Source organism: Burkholderia sp. ABCPW 111 (assembly GCF_000773065.1).
GTDB classification, from domain to species: Bacteria; Pseudomonadota; Gammaproteobacteria; order Burkholderiales; family Burkholderiaceae; genus Burkholderia; species Burkholderia savannae.
The window spans coordinates 21542-39345 of sequence record NZ_JPWT01000064.1 but is presented as its reverse complement, the minus strand read 5'-3'; the positions used below and the strand labels follow the sequence as shown (position 1 = coordinate 39345).

Annotated in this window: 17 protein-coding genes; 3 read left to right on the top strand and 14 right to left on the bottom strand. The window is 67.0% G+C overall.

Translation table 11 applies throughout. From position 1 onward, the window contains the following. Nucleotides 1-55 precede the first annotated feature (55 nt). From X946_RS12770 to X946_RS12760, 3 genes are all read right to left on the bottom strand, one after another. Entirely contained in the window at nucleotides 56-763 is a 708-nt protein-coding gene (locus X946_RS12770) for an RES family NAD+ phosphorylase (RefSeq protein WP_038748060.1), read from the bottom strand. Beyond that, a complete protein-coding gene (locus tag X946_RS12765) occupies nucleotides 754-1173 on the bottom strand; it encodes an MbcA/ParS/Xre antitoxin family protein (protein WP_038748057.1) in 420 nt (139 codons plus the stop codon). Before X946_RS12765 ends, X946_RS12770 begins: the two co-directional genes overlap by 10 nt. A gap of 589 nt (nucleotides 1174-1762) precedes the next feature. After that, a complete protein-coding gene (locus X946_RS12760) occupies nucleotides 1763-2671 on the bottom strand; it encodes a metal-dependent hydrolase (RefSeq protein WP_038748054.1) in 909 nt (302 codons plus the stop codon). Nucleotides 2672-2673: 2 nt separating this feature from the next. On the opposite strand from X946_RS12760, the gene X946_RS12755 reads away from it, so the two are divergent. From X946_RS12755 to X946_RS12745, 3 genes are all read left to right on the top strand, one after another. Next, entirely contained in the window at nucleotides 2674-2889 is a 216-nt protein-coding gene (locus X946_RS12755; RefSeq protein WP_038748052.1) for a hypothetical protein, read from the top strand. Between the two features lie 279 nt (nucleotides 2890-3168). Continuing rightward, on the top strand, nucleotides 3169-3510 hold the full coding sequence (locus tag X946_RS12750; RefSeq protein ID WP_038748049.1) for an FKBP-type peptidyl-prolyl cis-trans isomerase: 342 nt from the start codon (nucleotides 3169-3171) through the stop codon (nucleotides 3508-3510). Nucleotides 3511-3556: 46 nt separating this feature from the next. After that, nucleotides 3557-4309 carry a helix-turn-helix domain-containing protein gene (locus X946_RS12745; protein WP_038748047.1) on the top strand — a complete coding sequence of 251 codons (753 nt, stop codon included), beginning with the start codon at nucleotides 3557-3559 and terminating at the stop codon, nucleotides 4307-4309. A 327-nt stretch (nucleotides 4310-4636) separates the two neighbouring features. Here X946_RS12745 and X946_RS12740 read toward each other — a convergent pair whose 3' ends face one another. From X946_RS12740 to X946_RS36550, 11 genes are all read right to left on the bottom strand, one after another. Further along, the gene (locus X946_RS12740) at nucleotides 4637-5803 is read right to left on the bottom strand and encodes a glycosyltransferase family 4 protein (protein ID WP_038748044.1); all 1167 of its coding nucleotides are present in this window, start codon (nucleotides 5801-5803) and stop codon (nucleotides 4637-4639) included. Next, a complete protein-coding gene (locus X946_RS12735; RefSeq protein ID WP_038748041.1) occupies nucleotides 5803-6987 on the bottom strand; it encodes a glycosyltransferase family 4 protein in 1185 nt (394 codons plus the stop codon). Before X946_RS12735 ends, X946_RS12740 begins: the two co-directional genes overlap by 1 nt. Next, the gene (locus tag X946_RS12730) at nucleotides 6984-8459 is read right to left on the bottom strand and encodes a glucose-6-phosphate isomerase (RefSeq protein WP_038748138.1); all 1476 of its coding nucleotides are present in this window, start codon (nucleotides 8457-8459) and stop codon (nucleotides 6984-6986) included. Before X946_RS12730 ends, X946_RS12735 begins: the two co-directional genes overlap by 4 nt. Before the next feature lie 11 nt (nucleotides 8460-8470). Beyond that, a complete protein-coding gene (locus tag X946_RS12725; RefSeq protein ID WP_038748038.1) occupies nucleotides 8471-9610 on the bottom strand; it encodes a glycosyltransferase in 1140 nt (379 codons plus the stop codon). 43 nt (nucleotides 9611-9653) lie between these two features. Then, entirely contained in the window at nucleotides 9654-10601 is a 948-nt protein-coding gene (locus X946_RS12720) for a glycosyltransferase family 2 protein (protein WP_038748136.1), read from the bottom strand. Nucleotides 10602-10632: 31 nt separating this feature from the next. Beyond that, complete coding sequence (locus X946_RS12715; RefSeq protein WP_038748036.1) at nucleotides 10633-12852, bottom strand: polysaccharide biosynthesis tyrosine autokinase; 2220 nt, start codon at nucleotides 12850-12852, stop codon at nucleotides 10633-10635. Nucleotides 12853-12902: 50 nt separating this feature from the next. Beyond that, the gene (locus tag X946_RS12710; RefSeq protein ID WP_038748033.1) at nucleotides 12903-14078 is read right to left on the bottom strand and encodes a polysaccharide biosynthesis/export family protein; all 1176 of its coding nucleotides are present in this window, start codon (nucleotides 14076-14078) and stop codon (nucleotides 12903-12905) included. After that, the gene (locus X946_RS12705; protein WP_038748030.1) at nucleotides 14072-14506 is read right to left on the bottom strand and encodes a low molecular weight protein-tyrosine-phosphatase; all 435 of its coding nucleotides are present in this window, start codon (nucleotides 14504-14506) and stop codon (nucleotides 14072-14074) included. The genes X946_RS12710 and X946_RS12705 overlap by 7 nt, the downstream gene beginning before the upstream one ends. 20 nt (nucleotides 14507-14526) lie before the next feature. Then, complete coding sequence (locus X946_RS12700) at nucleotides 14527-15948, bottom strand: UDP-glucose dehydrogenase family protein (RefSeq protein WP_038748027.1); 1422 nt, start codon at nucleotides 15946-15948, stop codon at nucleotides 14527-14529. A gap of 45 nt (nucleotides 15949-15993) precedes the next feature. Continuing rightward, nucleotides 15994-17376 (bottom strand): undecaprenyl-phosphate glucose phosphotransferase, encoded by a 1383-nt coding sequence (locus tag X946_RS12695; protein ID WP_038748024.1) that lies wholly within the window; start codon nucleotides 17374-17376, stop codon nucleotides 15994-15996. A 160-nt stretch (nucleotides 17377-17536) separates the two neighbouring features. Beyond that, nucleotides 17537-17665, bottom strand: a complete 129-nt coding sequence (locus X946_RS36550; protein WP_257790889.1) for a hypothetical protein — start codon at nucleotides 17663-17665, stop codon at nucleotides 17537-17539. Between the last annotated feature and the right edge of the window lie 139 nt (nucleotides 17666-17804).

The window sequence follows — 17804 nt, the reverse complement described above, 5'->3', positions numbered from 1 at the left end:
ACGGCGCAACGATGCTGCCTTGCGCCGGGCGTCCCGCCGCGCGCCGCCCGCATCGTCAGCCGATCTGACTCAGCTCGAACACCGCGTCGATCGCCGCGCCGTTCCAGTTGTATTCGAGATACGCGGCGTGGTGACAATCGCGCAGCAGCAGCGTCCTGAACGCCGCGAGACATTCGCCTCCCGGGTCCCGCACCGACGGATACGCGACGCCCGCGCCGCCCGCCTCGCGCACCGCACGGCCGAACGCCTGCCCGGCTGCATAGTCGGCGGGATCGAGAAACGCCGGATCGCGCTCGCGCCACGCGCGCAGATCGGCGACCTCGCCGTGCGCGGCCACCGTGTAGAGACGCATCTGCTGACGCATCGGCGGCTCCTTCGTCGCCGCGAGGAACAGCGACGCGTGATAGCGCGTCTCCGCAATCGCCGTGTTGCGCGTGTGCGCGCAATAAAACACGCCGTAGCTGCCGTCGGAGAAACGGCTGCCGTTCGGATTCAGGTGCGTGAACGCGGCCATGATCGGCCCGTAGCCCGGCCCGAAGCGCCGCTCGTCGGGCGGCACGAGACCGAGCACGCCCACCTCGGTACGCACGCGATCGTTGGTCAACGCCTCGAGCGCGTACAGCGCGTCGAAATCCTCGGCCGACGCGACGCGGTCGAACAGATTGATCGCGGGAAAGCGCGTGGGGATCACGCGGTAGGCGGGTGCCCAGTCGAGCGCCGCGACGGGCCAGTTCGTCTGCCGTTCGGGAAAGATCACGCCCATCCGCCTCGCGTCGCGTCGAGATATTGGCGCACCGCGACGAGATCGCTGACGTTCCCCGCGAGCATCCGGTCGAGCGCGCGCCTGCCGTTGAACGGCGCGGCGTCGTTCGGCCGCTTGACCCACGCGTCCGCCGCGGCGGGCTGCGGCAGCAGGATCTGCAGCGCCTTGTAGATGCCGAGCACGAGCGACAGGCGCTCGAGCGTATCGTGCGTGAGGCGCGCGGTTTGCGGCGACGCCTTCCATTTGAAGAACGTCGAGCGGCCGGGCGAGCCCAGCAGGACGATCTGCTCGTCGGTCGACAGCTCCCAGTCGCGCGCGATGTTGAAGAACGCGCGCAGGCCGGCCGCCGACATTTGCGCGACCGTCGCCTCCGGCGGATTCGGCAGCGGCTTCAAAGCAGGACGGGACATGGCAGTTAGTCTCAAAATGAATCTACTAACAAGATTAGTCCATTTCGGGATCTTTACAAGGAAAATAATGGCTGATCCCAATAAGCTGCGGATTGGGTGAATTAGTGGGGTCGGAATTCATATGCGGCCTTCCGCGCCGCCGCCCTCGCCGGCTTGCGCGCCCGTGCGCGCGGCACTCGCAGCGAATCGCGCGTGCCGCCCATTCGACGCCGGCACGCGAGACGGCAACGCGCCTGGCGGTCGAGCGTCTGCCTCCGCTCGGGCGACGAAAAATGCGGATCTCACGCGCGCGAAATGTCCGGATGCGTTCGCGCGTGCGCGGGATGAGCTGAAGCTGCCGGAAGAGCAGCCGGCGAGAAACGGAATCGGGATGAAGGGAGGCCGATGCAGCGCGCTCGCGGATATGTTTCCCGGCGCGCCGTGGAGCGCGTGGAGCGTAAAAAAATAGGCCGGAGCGCGCGCGAGTGCGAACGAAAAACGCATGAAGAACGCACGCCGCGCGTTACGTGCAGCCCGCGCGGCCGCCGCGCGCCGCGATGCCGCACCGGACAAGCCGCCAGTGCGACGGCCCGCCTGCGAGCTCACCGGCTCACGCCGGCTCCGCGCTGTCGAGCTCGATCGGCGGCAGCGTTAGCGCCGCGCGCGCCTGCGTCGCCGCGACGATGCCGTCGACGCGCGCGAGATGATGGCGGTTGTCGTAGTCCCATGGATGGAAGCCCGGCCGGAGGAAACTCAGCCACTCGCGCGCGATCTTCGGAAACAGTCCACGACGCGGCCCGTACAGCAGGCCGACCACGCGCCAAAGGCCGCGCACGCTCTTGTCCGACGTGCGGTCCCAACGGATCAACTGCGAATGGATCAGGAACACGTTCGGCCAGAACGTCATCGTCGTCAGCAAATACACGCCGATGCGGATCAGGTATCGCTTCGGCCCTGGCTTCATCACCGCATTCCAGACGTCGAACGACACCGCCTTGTGCTCGGTTTCCTCGAGCGCGTGCCACTGCCACATCTGCTTGTAGCCTTCATGCGAGCCGGCCAGCGCGGACGGCTCGGTCAGCAGCCAGTTGGCCAGCATCGCCGTATAGTGCTCGGCCGCGACCGTGTGCGCGAGCTGCACCGAATGCGGCAGCACCTTCTTCATCCAGCCCGTCACTTTCCACACGCGCCTGTCGATCGTGCGCGCCGGCAACCGGTGCGCCTGCATCAGATCGTTGTACTCGACGTGCTCGCGCGTATGCATCGCCTCCTGGCCGATGAAGCCGAGCACCTGTTTCTTCAGCACCGGATCGTCGATTCGGTCGCGGTAGTTGCGCACCGAATCCATGAAGAAACGCTCGCCCGCCGGAAACAGCAGCGACAGCGCATTGAAGAAGTGCGAGACTTGCGAGCCCTGCCCATGCCAATCCGTCGCGCGCTCGACCGGCAAATTGAAGCGCAGGTCGCGGCGCACGGGCATGACGAACACGGGGTCCGTCGACTTCGCGGGTTGATTCATCGATGTCTCCTGTCTGGGCGGCCGAGGACGGCGTCGATGCGAGCCATGCCCGGCATCCGGCCGGCGTCGCGCTCGTCGCGTTCGTCGGCGAACGCTCGCGCGGCCGACGGATCGACGTCGATCGCGCGCTTCCGGCTCCGCACGCCGGGGCCGCCGCATCGAGCGGCCCGGCCTCGCGCGCCCGCCGTGCGGCCACCGACCTTTACATTAATAACTGAAACAATATGGCGAGGAGCCGCGGATAGGCAAGGCGCGAGTTAGTGGCGGCCTTCCAAACGCCGGCCGCGCGAGAAGCGCCGTGCGGCCGGCCCGTGAGCCCCGTGCGGCGGGGGTTTCGGCGCGACGGCGCGGGCCGCCGCCCGGGCTTGCAAACGCGATCGCCGGGCGCATTTTTGCCGCATCGCGCGAAGCGGCGAACGCGGCGCGCCGCGAAATCCGGCCGAGTTCGCGCGGCTCCCCTACAATAGCGGTCATTTCGTTTCAATCAGGAGCATTTCATGACAGCCGTCACTACCGAATCCGGCCTCAAATACGAAGACTTGACCGAAGGCACGGGCGCGCAAGCGCAAGCGGGCCAGACCGTGAGCGTCCATTACACCGGCTGGCTCACCGACGGCCAGAAGTTCGATTCGAGCAAGGACCGCAACGACCCGTTCGCGTTCGTGCTCGGCGGCGGCATGGTCATCAAGGGCTGGGACGAAGGCGTGCAGGGGATGAAGGTGGGCGGCGTGCGCCGCCTCACGATCCCGCCGCAGCTCGGCTACGGCGCGCGCGGCGCGGGCGGCGTGATTCCGCCGAACGCGACGCTCGTGTTCGAAGTCGAACTGCTCGACGTCTGACGCAGGCGCCGCCCGTCGCCCCCGTTTCGCCGACCGTCGCCGCATCATGGCCCGCTTCGCTTCGCCGACTCTCTCGCTGCGCCGCTACGGCGCCGTGCAGGAATCGGACGTGCACGACTTCCATCAGATCGTGCTCGGCGTCGACGGCGCGATGACGATGATGGTCGACGGCGTCGACGAGCGGATCGACCGCCGCTCCGCATGGCTGATTCCGGCCGGCTCGCGGCACGAATACGCGGGGCTCGCCGACAACAGCCAACTGGTGCTCGACCTGCCGCTCGGCTCGCTCGCCGTGCCCGAGCGGCTGTTCGAGCGCGCGAAGACGATCGCGATCGATCCGGGCCTCACGGCGCTCGTCGGCGAACTCGCGGCGCGCGTCGACGCGCTGTCGGCCCGGCGCCTCCATTGGCAGGCGGCCGCACGGCTATGCGGCGCGCTCGTCGGCGAATTGGGCGGCGCTTCGTCGATGCAGCCCGCCGCCGGGCTCGACTTCGCGCGGATCGATCGCTGGCTGCGCGCGCATCTCGCCGAGCCGCTGCGCATCGCCGATCTCGCCGCACACTGCGGCTTCGGCATGCGCCGCTTCCATCAGCTCTTCTGCGACGCGTTCGGCGAGACGCCGCATCGCTATCTGCAGCGGTTGCGGCTCGACGCCGCCGTCGTATTGCTCGGTGATCCGAAGCGTTCGCTCGCCGACATCGCCGGCGAAATCGGATTCGCCGATCAGAGCGCGTTCACGCACGCATTCACGAAACGGTTCGGGCTCGCGCCCGGCCGGTGGCGCGGCGGCCGGCACTGAGCCTTCCGGCGCGAGCGTTCTTGCTCGTGCCGCGTGCCGAGCGGCGAGCGCGCGCGATGAGCAGGCTCCTGCTCGCGTCCAAGCGCTCGCCCATTTCGTCGTCGATCATTCGAGCGGCCAGCGGAGCGGCATTGCACCGCGAGGCACACCGCGCCTCCATCCGGCGTTCTCATCCGGCGATTGCGGAGCACCGCGACAAAGCCGCGCGGCCCGTTCGCCCGCGACGCGCATCGACCCCGGATGCGCGAACGCTCGGGCGCCACTCAAGGAACCCGGATGCGCGAACGCGCCCAGGCACCACTTCCGCGCCCTGCTACCGCGCACCGATCAGTCACCCGCTCGAATCGCCTCCTCGTAGACCTGCGCAACGCGCCGCGCGATCACCGCGTTGTCGAAATGCTCGCGCGCGTATCGCCGGCAAGCGTCCGCATCCGGCAGCACGAGCGAGCCCGACAGCGCGGCCGTCAGCCCGTCCGCGATCGCGTGCGCGCCGATTTCGGGCAGCACGAGCGCATCCGACAAGCCGGCAACCGCCTCCGGCAGCCCGCCGACGGGCGTCACGAGCACCGGCGTGCCGGACGCGAGCGATTCGACGGTGATGAGCCCGAATCCTTCGAGCGCGACGGTCGGCACGACACTCACCGTCGCCGCGCGATACAGCGCGGCCAGATGGTTGTCGGGCACGAAGCCGAGCAGCTTCACGTTGTCGCCGAGTTCGGCGTCGTCGATCCGCTTCTGCAATTCGCTTTCGAGCCGCCCCTTGCCCGCGATCAGCAGCAGCACGTCCGGATGCCGACGGCGCACGATCTTCACCGCGTCGATCAGATCCTCGAGCCCCATGCGCCGCACGAGCCGCCGCACCGCGAGCACGATCGGCCGGTCCTGCGGCAGTTGCAGCTTGCGGCGCGCGTCGGCGGGCATCATCGGCAGATCGAACTGCGCGGTGTCGACGCAGCCCGGCACGACGCGCACGCGGGCCGGATCGATGTTGTAGCGCGACGTGAGAATCTGCCCGAACGCGCGCGACAGCACGATGAACCGCGACGAGCGCGAGTAGACCGCCTGCTCGAGCCGGTGCTTGACCTTCTGCCCAAGCGAATCCGCGCCCTCGACGTGGCTCTCGTCCGCCCACGGCCCCTGAAAATGCGACACCTGCGGAATGCCGCGCGTCACGTCGAGCCCGGGAAACGTGTACAGCGCGAAGTGCGACGACACCACGTCGGGCCGCTCGGCGCGGATCACGTCGCGCAGCGCGTGGCGCGCGGCGATCATCCGGCGCGGCAGCGACGACGTCGCCGGCCCGAAGCCGCGAATCGCGCCGCCCGTGTCGGCCGCGACGCGCTCGGAGCCCGCGACCACGCCGCGCACCGCGACGCCCGCGCCCGGCAGCGCGCCGACGAGTGCGTAATACATGCGATCGAGCCCGCCCGCCCGCTCGGGAAACCAGTGCATGCCGATTTGCAGCGACTTGATCGACGTTCCTGTGTGATTCATTACGATGGCTCCTGCGTCACGGCATGCTCGGCGCCGACGAGCGACGGCGACTGCGACGACTGGCGCAGCCGGCGATACAGCGCAATGTATTGCGCGCCCATGCGCGCCCAACCGAATCCGTCCATCAGCTTGCGTGCCGCATCGCCCATCGCGCGACACGCGTCGCGCGAGCGCGCGAGACGGCCGATCGCCTGCGCGAGCGCGGCCGGATCGTCGGGGTCCTCGAGCACGATCCCGCAATCCGGCGTGATGATCTCCGCCCCGCCCGCGGTGCGCGCGGTCACGACGGGCAGCCCCGCCGCCATCGCCTCGAGCAGCGACAGGCTCATCGCTTCGTAGCGCGAAGGAAACACATACGCGTCGACCGACGACATCAGCGTCGGCATGTTCTTCACGAGCCCGAGAAAGTGCACGCGCGAATCGATCTTCAGCGCACGCGCCTCGTCCGGATACGGACTGCCCGGCAAAGATCCCGCGACCGCCAAGTGCACGTCGGGCGGCAACTGCGTCAGCGCCTTCAGCACGGTGCCGAGGTTCTTGCGCGGCGTGCGCAGATCGCCGACGAACAGCAGCATGAACGGTTCGGACGGCAAACCGAATGCGCGGCGATCGGGCGTCGCGCTCGCAAACGCCTGCGCGTCGACGCCGTTGTAGATCACGCCGATCCGGTCGCCGTCGATGCCGATCCGGCGGATCTCGTCGGCCACCTTCTGCGACACGGCCGTGATCGCGCGCGAGCGGCGATACGCCCAGCGTTCGAGCAGCGTGTTGGTTCGCGTATAGACGTACTGATACGCGGACCACACTCCCTTCGTGAGGCCGAACGGGTAATAACGGCTCGCGAACCAGCCGCCGTGGACGAAATGCGCGGTGTTCACGTCGGCGCGCACCCAAGCGATGAAGCCGTTGACGTGAAGCACGTCGTACGCATCGCGATGGCGGCGCAGCCACCATGCGCTCTTGATCGCGAACACCTGCTGCTTGACGAGGGTCGACGGCCAGAAGCGGCCGGATTTCACCGGAATCCAGCGCACGCGCGCATCGGCGAGCAGCTCCGGCGCGACGTGCGACGCGACGAGCGTCACTTGATAGTTCTCCGCGAGCGCGGCTCGCGCGATCTCGTAATTGACGCGTCCCTGGCCGTCGTTATGCCGCACGACGTGCGTGACGATAGCGATTCTCATTGTTCGGCTCCCGGAAAACGCGCGGCGCTCGCGCGCTGTAGCTTTTGCCAGTGCGCCGCGGACAAGATCGAAAATATGCTCATGAACAGCAACAGCCCTCCTGTGCCGATGAACGAATTGGTAAAGACGAGCATCGCGAAGACAGACAAACTGAGACTCAGGCACGCGGCGACGAACTTGTCGCTGCGCAGCCTGAACGACACGCGCAGCGCACGGGCGAGCAGCCAAACGAGCCCGAGCAGGTAGAGCAGCGTGCCGGGCCAGCCGAGCACGAACGGCACGTTCATCACGCCGCTGTCGAAGCTGCCGTACTTGCCGAGGTTGCCGCTGTCGCTCGACAGTTTCGTCGACGCGCCGGTCGCGCCGAGCCCTTCGCCCGCGACGTCGGTAAACGCGGTCTGCGCGAACGTCGCGTAGAACTTGTTGCGATCGTCGTAGCTGCGATCGTCCTTCAGGTTCGTGATCGTCTGCAGACGCTGGCCGAGGCGGTCCGCGACGGGGCCGACGGTCAAAAGCGGCACGCACAGCGCGGCCAGCACGATCGCGCTGCCGATGATCCGCACGCGCACGCGATTGCTCGATTTCGCGAGCTGGATAGCGAGCGCGATCACCCAGCCGCCCCACGTCGAACGCACGAGGCACAGGCAGAACGAGATGAAGCCCGCCGCCCCCGCGAGCCAGCGCACGCGCTCGGTCGCGGCGATCATGAACACGAGCGCGCCCATCATCGCGAACGCGAACGGGCCCGACGAATTCATCGTGCTGAACACACGCACGCCGTACGGCACCGGATCACCCTGCGAATTCATCTGCGAGCCGATCATCCACAGCGCATCCCATTTCGGCATCGCGAAGAACTGCACGATCCCGTAGATGCCCATCACGAACATCCCCCAGACGAACGTCGACAGGATCACCTTGCGGTACTCGGGGTAATCGCGCGAATGCACGACGATGTGAAAGCCGATCACCACCGGGTAGAGCCAGTTCGCGAGGTCGTAGGTCGCGGCGAGCGGGCCGCTCGACACGACGCCGACGAGGAACGCGTACATCAGGCCGAACAGGATCAGCAGCACCGGCAGTCCGCGCCGTTCCGCGAGCACCCGGTAGTGGCGCAGCAGGCCGAGCCCCGCGATCATCGTGACCGCGAGCGGCGCGATCTGGATCAGGCTCGTGGGCGTGTACGCGCCCTTCGACCAGTCGGCGAGACGCCGCACTTCCGGACTCAGGAACCACATCCACCACATGAAGCCGACGTAGCGCGCCGGGTTCACGAAATACAGCCACAAGCCGGTTGCCACCGCGAGGCACGGAAAACCGTACGTCAGAAGCGTGCCCTGATGCGCGGCGATCAGCAGCCCCGTGACGGTCCACAATCCCGCCTGCGCGACCCAATGCTTCGGATCGCCAAGCAGCTTTCGCCGGCTCGCGCCGCCGCCGGATGCGGGAACGGGCAGGGTCGTCACGCTCACCGTCGCGGCCCTCACCCGTTCGAGCGCGAACGCGAATCCGCGAACGACAGCGCCGCCGCGGCCGTCGCGTGCGCGCGCCGGCGCTTGAGCAGATCGCGCGTGATCCGAACGTGCTGCTCGGCGAACTGCTGCGTCGTCAGATCGCGCGCCTTCAGCCGGCGCGCGGCCGCCCGCGCGCGCGCGAGCGCCTGCTCGGGCCGCGCGGCGAGCGCATCGGCCGCGCGCCGCAACGCACCAGCGTCGAACGGCTGCACGTATGTCGCCGTACCGTGCGGGAAATAGTCGCGCAGCCCGCCGACGTCGCTCACGATCATCGGTTTCCCGACGGCCGCCGCCTCGAGCATCACCGTAATGCCCGACGCATGATGATTGGGCCGCAGCGGCACGACGATCAGATCCGCCCAGTCATATAGTTCGCGCTGCTTGACGATGCCCGAAGCAGGCGCGATCTCGACGTTCGGCGCGTGCAGCGCGCGCGAAATCCGGCGGCGCGTGGCGAGCCGCACGTCATAGCGCGAATCGCCGCCGAACGCGGTGACGAACGTCTTCCAGTCGCGATCGCGATCATTGCCGATCGCGGCGATCCGCAACGGCCGATGCGGCGACCATGCGTCCGGCACGCGCACCGGAAAATCCTGCGTGTTCAGCCCGTAGTACACGTGCAGTGCATCGCGCCGCAGGTAGCGGCGGCACAGCTCGGCGTTGTTGCGCGCGAGCGTCGTCAGCACGTCCGCGCGGCCGATCAGCATCCGATACGCCCAACGGCGCACGCCGCCGTAGTCGGGCCATTTGTCGAACAGCCACACGCTTTGCGCGAGCAGCAGCGGCTTCGCGCCGCGCGCGCCGGACAGCTTCAGCACGAGCGCCACCGCAAGATGCTCCTGTTCGGTGTGCGTCCAGATCACGTCGGAACCCAGCAGCTCGGCGCGGTTGCGCCACGCATGCATCAGATCGAAGCCGAGCACGTACTTCAGCGCACGACGGCCGACGCTGATGAGCCTGTTCTCGCGCGCATCGCGCGAATACGTCAGTGCGAACTCTTCGGACTCCGCATGGTGATAGCCGTACAGGCAGCCGATGTCGTCGCCCTTGCGATAGGTGCGCGGATCGGCGCCGTAAAAGAGATGAACGTGAACCTTCGTGGCGATCATGCGGTAACTCCAGCCCGAAACAAGTGAATCCGAAACGTGTCGCTCATCGCGCGACGCCGGCGTGCGGCGCGGGCGTCACGCGCCGCGCGTCGTGCGCACCTCGCCGCACGGCACGCCATCGCGCGCGCATGCTCGCGCCGTTCTTCGCCGCGACGGTCAGCGCGACGTGCGCGAGCCCCGGATACACGCGGGTGCCGACGAACGTCCACCACCACCACGCGATCATGCGCCGCGCGGGCGGCAAATGCTCGCGCAAGGTCAGATGCAGGTTGTATGCAGCGTTCGACAGCGCGGCCATCGATGCGGCGTCGCGGCGGTCGTCATCGAAGCGCTCGGCCGGATAGTGATCGACCGCGACAGCCGGGTCGTAGACGAGCTTCCACCCCGCGCGCTTCACGCACATGCTGAACGACGTGTCGTTGTGCGTCTGCGCGCCCGCGCCGCGAAGGCGCGTGTCGAAACGCAGGCCCTCGATCGCCGCGCGGCGATAGCTCATGTTCGCGCCTTTCAGCGTATCGACTTCGCGCGCGCCGCCTACGCCGAGATGATGATTGCCGATGATCTTGCCCGACACGGTGAGCCGGCCGACGAGCGGACGTTCGCCGTCGAGCAGGCAGCCTTTTTCGTGCACCCAGTCGCGGCCGCCTACCGCGCCGACGCGCGGATCGGCGGCGAATATCGCGCCGATCCGTTCGAGCCAGTCGGCGCGCGGCGCGGCATCGTCGTCGGTGATCGCGATCACGTCGCCGCGCGCCGCGTCGAGCCCACGATTGAGCGCCGCCACCTGCCCCGGCACGTCGACCGCGACCACGCGCAGCGCAAGCGCGCCGCACACGCCCGGATCGGCGAGCCGCTCGTGGGTCGCGTCGTCGTCGGCGCGCGCGACGACGATCACCTCGTCGGGCGCGACGCGCTGCCGCTGCAACGCGATCAGGCAGCGCGCGAGATCCGCCGGACGCCGGTAGGTCGGCACGAGTACGGAAATTTTCATCGTCACCTCGTCGATCGGAGAATGGCCCACGTCACGCGCTCAGGTATTCGTGCACGGCGGCATAGCCTCGGCCGTAGCCGCGCGTGCGCGCCGGCACGCCGTTGAAGATCCCGCCTTGCAGCTGCACGCCCGCGGTACGCAGCCGCTTGATCGCGTCGCCGATCTCGCCCTCGGTGTGCATGCCGGAGCGCAGCACGAGGAACGTCGATCCGGCGAGCTCGCCGAAGATCGTCGCGTCGGTGACGGCAAGAATCGGCGGCGAATCGACGATCACCATGTCGTAGCGCTTCGCGAGGCCGTCGAGGTATTGCGACAGACGCGGCGACATCAGCAGCTCCGACGGGTTCGGCGGACGCGAGCCGGACGGGATGAACGACAGCCCCGGCACCGACGTTTCGCGAATCGACTCTTCGAGCGCGACCTGATCGCTCAGCAACTCCGACAAGCCGTTCTTCTCGCCCATGCCGAAGTAGCGGTCGAGCGTGCCGCGCCGCATGTCCGCATCGATCAGCAGCACGCGCTTGCCCGAATGCGCGACGAGCGCGGCGAGATTCACGGCGAGGAAGCTCTTGCCGATGCCGGGCGTCGGGCCCGTCAGCACGATCACGCGGTTCTTCGCGTCCATCAGCGCGAACTGCATCGCGGTGCGCAGGCTGCGCAGGCTTTCGACGCTCATGTCCTTCGGGCGCGCGCACGCGAGAATCGGCCGCACGCGGCTGCCCTTGTCGGCGGCGTCGAAGCGCGCCTGCTCGGCGCTCATCGGCACGAGGCCGTACAGCGGAAGATTGAACGCGCGCTCGACGCGATCCGGGTCCTCGATGCCATGGAACAGGTTGCGGCGCAGGAACACGACGCTCGTGCCGAGAATCAGGCCGAGCAGCGCCGCCGCCGACAGGATCAGCACCTTCTTCGGCTTGACCGGCACGCCCGGGCGCAGCGCCGCGTCGACGAGCCGGATGTTGCCGCCCGTGCCGGCCTTCTGCACCGACAGCTCCTGCACGCGGTTGAGCAGCAGCACGTAGATGTCTTCCGCAACCTTCGCGTTGCGCTGCAATGCAACCGCCTTCACCTCGGTCGCCGGCAGCCCGCGGAACTTGCCGTCGTACTTCGCACGCTCCCCTTCGAGCTGCGCGAGCTGCTGCTTTGCCGCGACGACGAGCGGATGCTCGTCCGTGTAGCGCTGCGCGAGCGCCGCGAGTTGCAGCCGCTGCGCGGCGATCTGCTGCTCGTACTGGACGCTGCCTTCGAGGTAGACCTTCGCTTCGTCGCTCGCGTTGATCGAGCCGGACGTGCGCTGATATTGGGTGAGCTCCGCCTCCGCGCGCTCGAGGTCCGATTTCAGACGCGGCTCCTCGTTCTTCAGGAATTCGAGCATCTTCGTCGCTTCCGCCTGCTTGCTCGTCACGTGCTGATGCAGGTACGACTGCGCGAGCGCGTTCGCGATCTGCGCGGTTTGTTCGGGGTCCTTGCCTTCGAGCGAGATCTGGATCACGCCCGTCTGCTTGCCCTGCTCGGCCACCTGAATCGCCGACTGGAACGCGGTGATCGCATCGAGATCGTTCTGCCGGACCACCGTGAAGCGGGTGCCGGGACGCGCGACGAGCTTCGATACGTTGATGGTCACGCCGCCGCCCTGCTCGCTCTCGCCGACCTTGCCGCGCACGAGCACATTGCCGTCCGGATCGGCCAGCGTGTAGCCGCCGTCCGTGCCGGCCGTCAGCGTCAGCTTCTTGCCCTCGAGCGCGGGCGACACGTCGATCGAATCGACGTTCGCGTCCTCGCCGCCCCACGCGTACGACGACAACCCGAGCCACGGCTTCGCCGGATGGTCTGGTGCCGCGAGCCGCGCGGCGATCGCGCCGAGAATCGGGAACGTGTCCGGCGTGACCGACGCGTTCAGCTTGAACTGCTCGACGACGGGCGCGACGACGCCGCGGCTCTTGATGATCTCGATCTCCGCATCGGTCGGCGGCGTGGGCGGCCCGCTGTTGATCATCGCGCCTGTCTGCGTTTGCGTGAGGGCCTGAGACGTGTTGTCGCCCACCTCGACGCGCACCTGCGCATCGGCCGAATAAACCGGCTTCGCGACGTAGCAGTAGAGCCCGGCGAGCGCGATCACGACAAACGCGATGCCGAGAAGCAGCCAGATATCGTCGAGAATCACCTGGATCATCTGTCCCAGGACGACGTCTTCCTCGTCGGTCTTCACCGCGAGGTCGGCATAAGGATGTTTCGCTTGCGTATTCACCATGCATTCCCGCTTGAGGTTGAGGCGGGCCGCGCGCGACGGCCCGGGACCGATCAGCGCGTGATCTGCTTCATGTAGTAAATCGACTGGATCGTCGGGAAAATCTGCTGCAGCAGGCGGTTGAAGCGCACCGATCCCGACGTGCCGACGTACACGACGTCGAGCGGCTTCAGCTGGAAGCGGCTCGACAGCATCAGCGCGTCGGGCTGCGTCATGTCGAGACGGAAGATGTCGGGCGTGTTCGGCTTGTCCTGCAAATCGCGCAGCACGTACACCTGGCGCGGATTCGCGTCGGTGTCGAGGATGCCGCCGCCCGCCGTCAGCGCGTCGGCAATGGTCAGGCGTCCCTTGAGCATCTGCACTGTCGCGGGCGTTTTCACTTCGCCCATCACGAACACGCGGCTGTCGCTGCGGTCCGGCACGTTGACGATGTCACCCGGCTGCAGCATCACGTTCTGCGTGACGTCGCCGCGATCGAGCATCCCGTTTGCGTCGAGCTGATAGAACTTGCCCTCGCGCGTGAGGCGCACGCGCTGCAGGTCCGCCTCGTTCGTCGAGCCGCCCGAGCGCGTGATCGCGTCGACGAGCGTGAGCGGCACGTCGGTGATCGCGAGCGGGCCGGGCGTCTTCACTTCGCCCGTCACCTGCACCTTCTGGCTGCGGTACGACAGCACGCGCACGTCGACCTGCGGATTCTTCACGTAGCGCGCGAGCCGCGCGGCGAGCTCGTCACGCACCTGGCCCACCGTCTTGCCCGCCGCGTGCAGGCGGCCGACGAACGGAAAGTAGATCGTGCCGTCGGACATCACCGTCTGCCCGTACGGATCGGCCTGGCCGGGCAGCGCATTCGCATACGGCTGCTGCAGCGCGCCCGCGACCGTCTGCGTCGTGTTGCCGCCGCTCGAGAACGATTGGCCTTGCGGCGTCGTCAGCTCCGGGTGATCCCAGACGGTGACGCCGAGAATGTCCTGCGGCGCGACCCGGTACACGTACTGCATCGGATCGACGAAGCGCGACGGCGGCAGCGGCCGCTCCTTATGCTGCGCATCGGCCTGCGACACGATCATCTGCGCGGTGATGAGCTGCACGTTGTAGTGCTCGGTCGACTGCGCATCCTTGTCGTCGAGACGCGACGTGTCGAGGTAGTTGCCGGGCGCCATCGCGCACGCCTGCAACAGCACGGCGGCGGCGACGGCAAGCGCCAGAGGTCTAAGCGAACGATTCAGCATATCTTTTGCAGCCATCCTTGAACCAGACGTTCGATCAATGTGTAGCTATCCCGATAATCGGCTTCGGGACCGCCGTAGGGATCGGCGATCTCCGCGCCCTCCCATTTGCCGAGCAGATGCACCTTGCCGCGCGCGATCGGATCGATCGCCTCGACTTCGGAAATCTGCCCGCGCTCGGTGACGAGGACGAGATCCGCGGCGCGCACGAGCACGCGGCTCAGCCGCCGCGAACGATGCGGCGCCGCGTCGACACCGCGCGCCGCGAGCAGGCGCGACATCGTCGGATCGATGCCGTCGCCGTCGTTCGCGTCGATGCCCGCCGAATGGAACGAGAGCGACGCGCGCGGCGCCATCGACTTGAACAGCAGCTCCGCAGCCGGGCTCCGGCACACGTTCGCGCGGCATACGATCAGAATATTGCGGAACATGGTCGAACTCGCGTCGTTGCTCACGCGCCGGCGCGCGCCGCGCGCGCGCGGCGCCCGTCGCTCTTAGCCGCGTGCGGCGCGGCGCCCGGCCGCCCGATCGGGTAATACTCGATGCCGAGCTCGCGCATCGCGATCGGCTCGTACAGATTGCGTCCGTCGAAAATCACGGGCGTCTTCCAGCGCTTGCCGAGCGCCGCGAAATCCGGGCTCTTGAACGCCTTCCATTCGGTGACGATCACGAGCGCGTCCGCGTCCTGCGCGACTTGTGCTTCGTCGTCGGCGAACGCGAGCCGCGCGAGCGCATCCGGTCGATCGTGCAAGTCGAGCGCGAGCACGCGTTGCGCTTCGGCCTGCGCGACCGGGTCGTACGCCGTGACGTGCGCGCCGCGCGACAGCAGCTCCGCGATCAGCGCGCGGCTCGGCGCCTCGCGCATGTCGTCGGTGTTCGGCTTGAACGCGAGCCCCCACACGCCGAAGCGGCGGCCCGTGAGGTCCTCTCCGAAACGCGAAACGACCTTCCGCGCGAGCACATGCTTCTGCTCGTCGTTGACGGCCGACACCGCCTGCAGCACACGCAGCGCCTGCCCATGCTCGGACGCGGTGCGAATCAATGCTTCGACATCCTTCGGAAAGCACGAGCCACCGAAGCCGCAGCCCGCGTACAGAAAGTGATAGCCGATGCGGGGATCGGAGCCAATCCCGCGGCGCACAGCCTCGATGTCGGCACCGAATCGGTCCGCGAGATTCGCGAGCTCGTTCATGAACGAAATGCGCGTAGCGAGCATCGCGTTCGCCGCGTATTTCGTGAACTCGGCCGAGCGCACGTCCATGTAGAGCGTGCGCTCGTGATTGCGATTGAACGGCGCATAGAGCTTCTTCATCAGCTCGCGCGCGCGTTCGCCGGGCACGTCGTCGTCGCAGCCGATCACGATCCGGTCCGGCCGCGTGAAGTCCTCGACCGCCGCGCCTTCCTTCAGGAACTCCGGATTCGACACGACCGAGAACATCGAATCGTCGCCGCGCGCTTCCAGTTCCTCGGCGACCACCGCGCGCACGCGCTCGGCCGTGCCGACGGGCACCGTCGACTTGTCGACGATCACCTTGAAGCCCTTCATGTGCCGGCCGATGTTGCGCGCGGCCGCGAGCACGTACTGGAGATCCGCGGAGCCGTCCTCGTCGGGCGGCGTGCCGACCGCGATGAACTGCACGTCGCCGTGCGCGACGGCCGCCTCGACGTCGGTCGAGAATTGCAGGCGGCCCGCCGAACGGTTGCGTGCGATGATCTCCTTGAGGCCCGGCTCGTGAATCGGCACGCCGCCGCCGTTCAGGATGTCGATTTTCTTCCGGTCGACGTCGAGACAAAACACGTCGTGGCCGATGTCGGCGAGACAGGCGCCCGTGACGAGCCCCACGTAACCGCTGCCGATGATAGTCAGATTCATCTGTCGAACCTCTTACCCAGTGAGTCGAAAAACGCGTTGCCGCGCTCAGTACGCGTTGCTGCCCGTGAAGCCTTTCCACAGCGTCAGCGCGACGATCTTGATGTCGAGCCAGAACGACCAGTTCTGCATGTAGTACAGATCGAGCTTCACCCGGCCCATCATCTTCTCGACGCGATCGGTCTCGCCGCGAAAGCCGTTGATCTGCGCCCAGCCGGTGATGCCCGGCTTGATCCGGTAACGGAACATGTAGCCCTTGACGAGATCCTTGTAGATGTCGTCGTGCTCGAGCGCATGCGGACGCGGGCCGACCACCGACATCTCGCCCTTCAGCACGTTGATGAACTGCGGCAGCTCGTCGAGGCTCGTGCGGCGCAGGAAGCGGCCGACGGGCGTCACGCGCGCGTCGTTCTTCTTCGCCTGCGTGATCCTCCCCGCCGCCTCGTGATGCACCTTCATCGAGCGGAACTTGTAGATCTCGAACTCGTTGCCGTCGATGCCCTTGCGCTTTTGCCGGAAGAACACGGGGCCGGGCGACGTCAGCTTCACGAGCGCCGCGATCGCGAGCATCGCGGGCGACAGCATCATGAGCGCGGCGAGCGCGAACAGCCGGTCGAACACGAACTTCGGCAGGATGCGCACGTCGGTGATCGGCGACGCGGCGAGATTGATCGCGGGCACGCCGAGCAGTTCGATGACTTCCTGATTGAAGAACGACAGGCTGCGCACGTCCGGCACGAAGCGAATGTTGACGAAATCGTTTCGGAACTCGGTCACGATCCGGTGAATCTGCGGCTCCTCGGACAGCGGCAGCACGAGCCACAGCTCGCGGATCTCGCGGCCGCGCACGAGGCGCACGAGATCGCCGAAGCGGCGCTCGATCGCGACGCCTTCGATCTCGGCGAGCGCCGCGTCGTCGTGCTCGTCGTAGATGCATACCGGATTGAAGCCCGCATCCGGACGCGCCCGCATGTGGGCGACGAGGCGCTTCGTCGCGGCCGCATCCGCGCTGCCGACGATCGCGACCGACTTGTGATTGAAGCCGCCGCGCCGCAGTTGCCGCAGCACCGCGTAGACGCCGGCCTTCGAGGCGACCAGCAGCGTGATCGTCGCCATCGCCCAGTAGCCGAGCCACAGGCGCGACAGCTCGCCCGCGTGATGAACGCTGAAGCTCATCAGGATGCCCGCGCCCTCGACGACGAGCCACGCGACCGACACGCGCCACATGAGCCCGAACAACGGCTTGCCGCGCCACGACTGATAGATGCCGAACGCCGGAAAGAACACGACGACGAGCATGCAGTCGAACACGACGACCGTGCGCTGAAGGTCGTCGAGCCACACGAAGCCGCCGTGATGGATCATCGCGGCGAACAACGCGCCCGCCACGGCCATCGCGATATCGATCATCCTAGCCAGCACGCTCAACATGACTCTTCCTCGTGAGACGGAAACCGGCCGCACACATCTCGTCGACGTGCATCCGATTTAAACATTGCATGGCGTTATTGAACCGGGAAGAAAATTCCTCCCGCAAGCGCACAAGTATTTCTAAAAATAATCGGAAATTTTTTCGGTCGCGCGATGCTTTTCAGGCAGCATGTTTTTCCGAATCAATCACTTCGATAGAGAACCATAAGATCTGAAGATCGAGATGAAACCCTTGTCCGGCAAGGGCACCAAGGACCCGCACCCAATATTTTTTTAATTTTTTATTCATTACTTATCGCGCATTCGATGCAACTTGTTTGCACCGCACGATAACAAGCCGCCAATCGGGTGCATCCGTGCGATTCTTTTATTGTCGATTTACGTCGTGCTACAACCTCGGGACTGTCTTGTATTCGAGGAGCGCCATC

Coding starts and splice junctions, on each gene's coding strand:
- X946_RS12770 (WP_038748060.1), bottom strand. CDS start 763: ATGGGCGTGATCTTTCCCGAACGGCAGACGAACTGGCCCGTCGCGGCG.
- X946_RS12765 (WP_038748057.1), bottom strand. CDS start 1,173: ATGTCCCGTCCTGCTTTGAAGCCGCTGCCGAATCCGCCGGAGGCGACG.
- X946_RS12760 (WP_038748054.1), bottom strand. CDS start 2,671: ATGAATCAACCCGCGAAGTCGACGGACCCCGTGTTCGTCATGCCCGTG.
- X946_RS12755 (WP_038748052.1), top strand. CDS start 2,674: ATGTCTCCTGTCTGGGCGGCCGAGGACGGCGTCGATGCGAGCCATGCC.
- X946_RS12750 (WP_038748049.1), top strand. CDS start 3,169: ATGACAGCCGTCACTACCGAATCCGGCCTCAAATACGAAGACTTGACC.
- X946_RS12745 (WP_038748047.1), top strand. CDS start 3,557: ATGGCCCGCTTCGCTTCGCCGACTCTCTCGCTGCGCCGCTACGGCGCC.
- X946_RS12740 (WP_038748044.1), bottom strand. CDS start 5,803: ATGAATCACACAGGAACGTCGATCAAGTCGCTGCAAATCGGCATGCAC.
- X946_RS12735 (WP_038748041.1), bottom strand. CDS start 6,987: ATGAGAATCGCTATCGTCACGCACGTCGTGCGGCATAACGACGGCCAG.
- X946_RS12725 (WP_038748038.1), bottom strand. CDS start 9,610: ATGATCGCCACGAAGGTTCACGTTCATCTCTTTTACGGCGCCGATCCG.
- X946_RS12720 (WP_038748136.1), bottom strand. CDS start 10,601: ATGAAAATTTCCGTACTCGTGCCGACCTACCGGCGTCCGGCGGATCTC.
- X946_RS12715 (WP_038748036.1), bottom strand. CDS start 12,852: ATGGTGAATACGCAAGCGAAACATCCTTATGCCGACCTCGCGGTGAAG.
- X946_RS12710 (WP_038748033.1), bottom strand. CDS start 14,078: ATGCTGAATCGTTCGCTTAGACCTCTGGCGCTTGCCGTCGCCGCCGCC.
- X946_RS12705 (WP_038748030.1), bottom strand. CDS start 14,506: ATGTTCCGCAATATTCTGATCGTATGCCGCGCGAACGTGTGCCGGAGC.
- X946_RS12700 (WP_038748027.1), bottom strand. CDS start 15,948: ATGAATCTGACTATCATCGGCAGCGGTTACGTGGGGCTCGTCACGGGC.
- X946_RS12695 (WP_038748024.1), bottom strand. CDS start 17,376: ATGTTGAGCGTGCTGGCTAGGATGATCGATATCGCGATGGCCGTGGCG.
- X946_RS36550 (WP_257790889.1), bottom strand. CDS start 17,665: ATGAATAAAAAATTAAAAAAATATTGGGTGCGGGTCCTTGGTGCCCTT.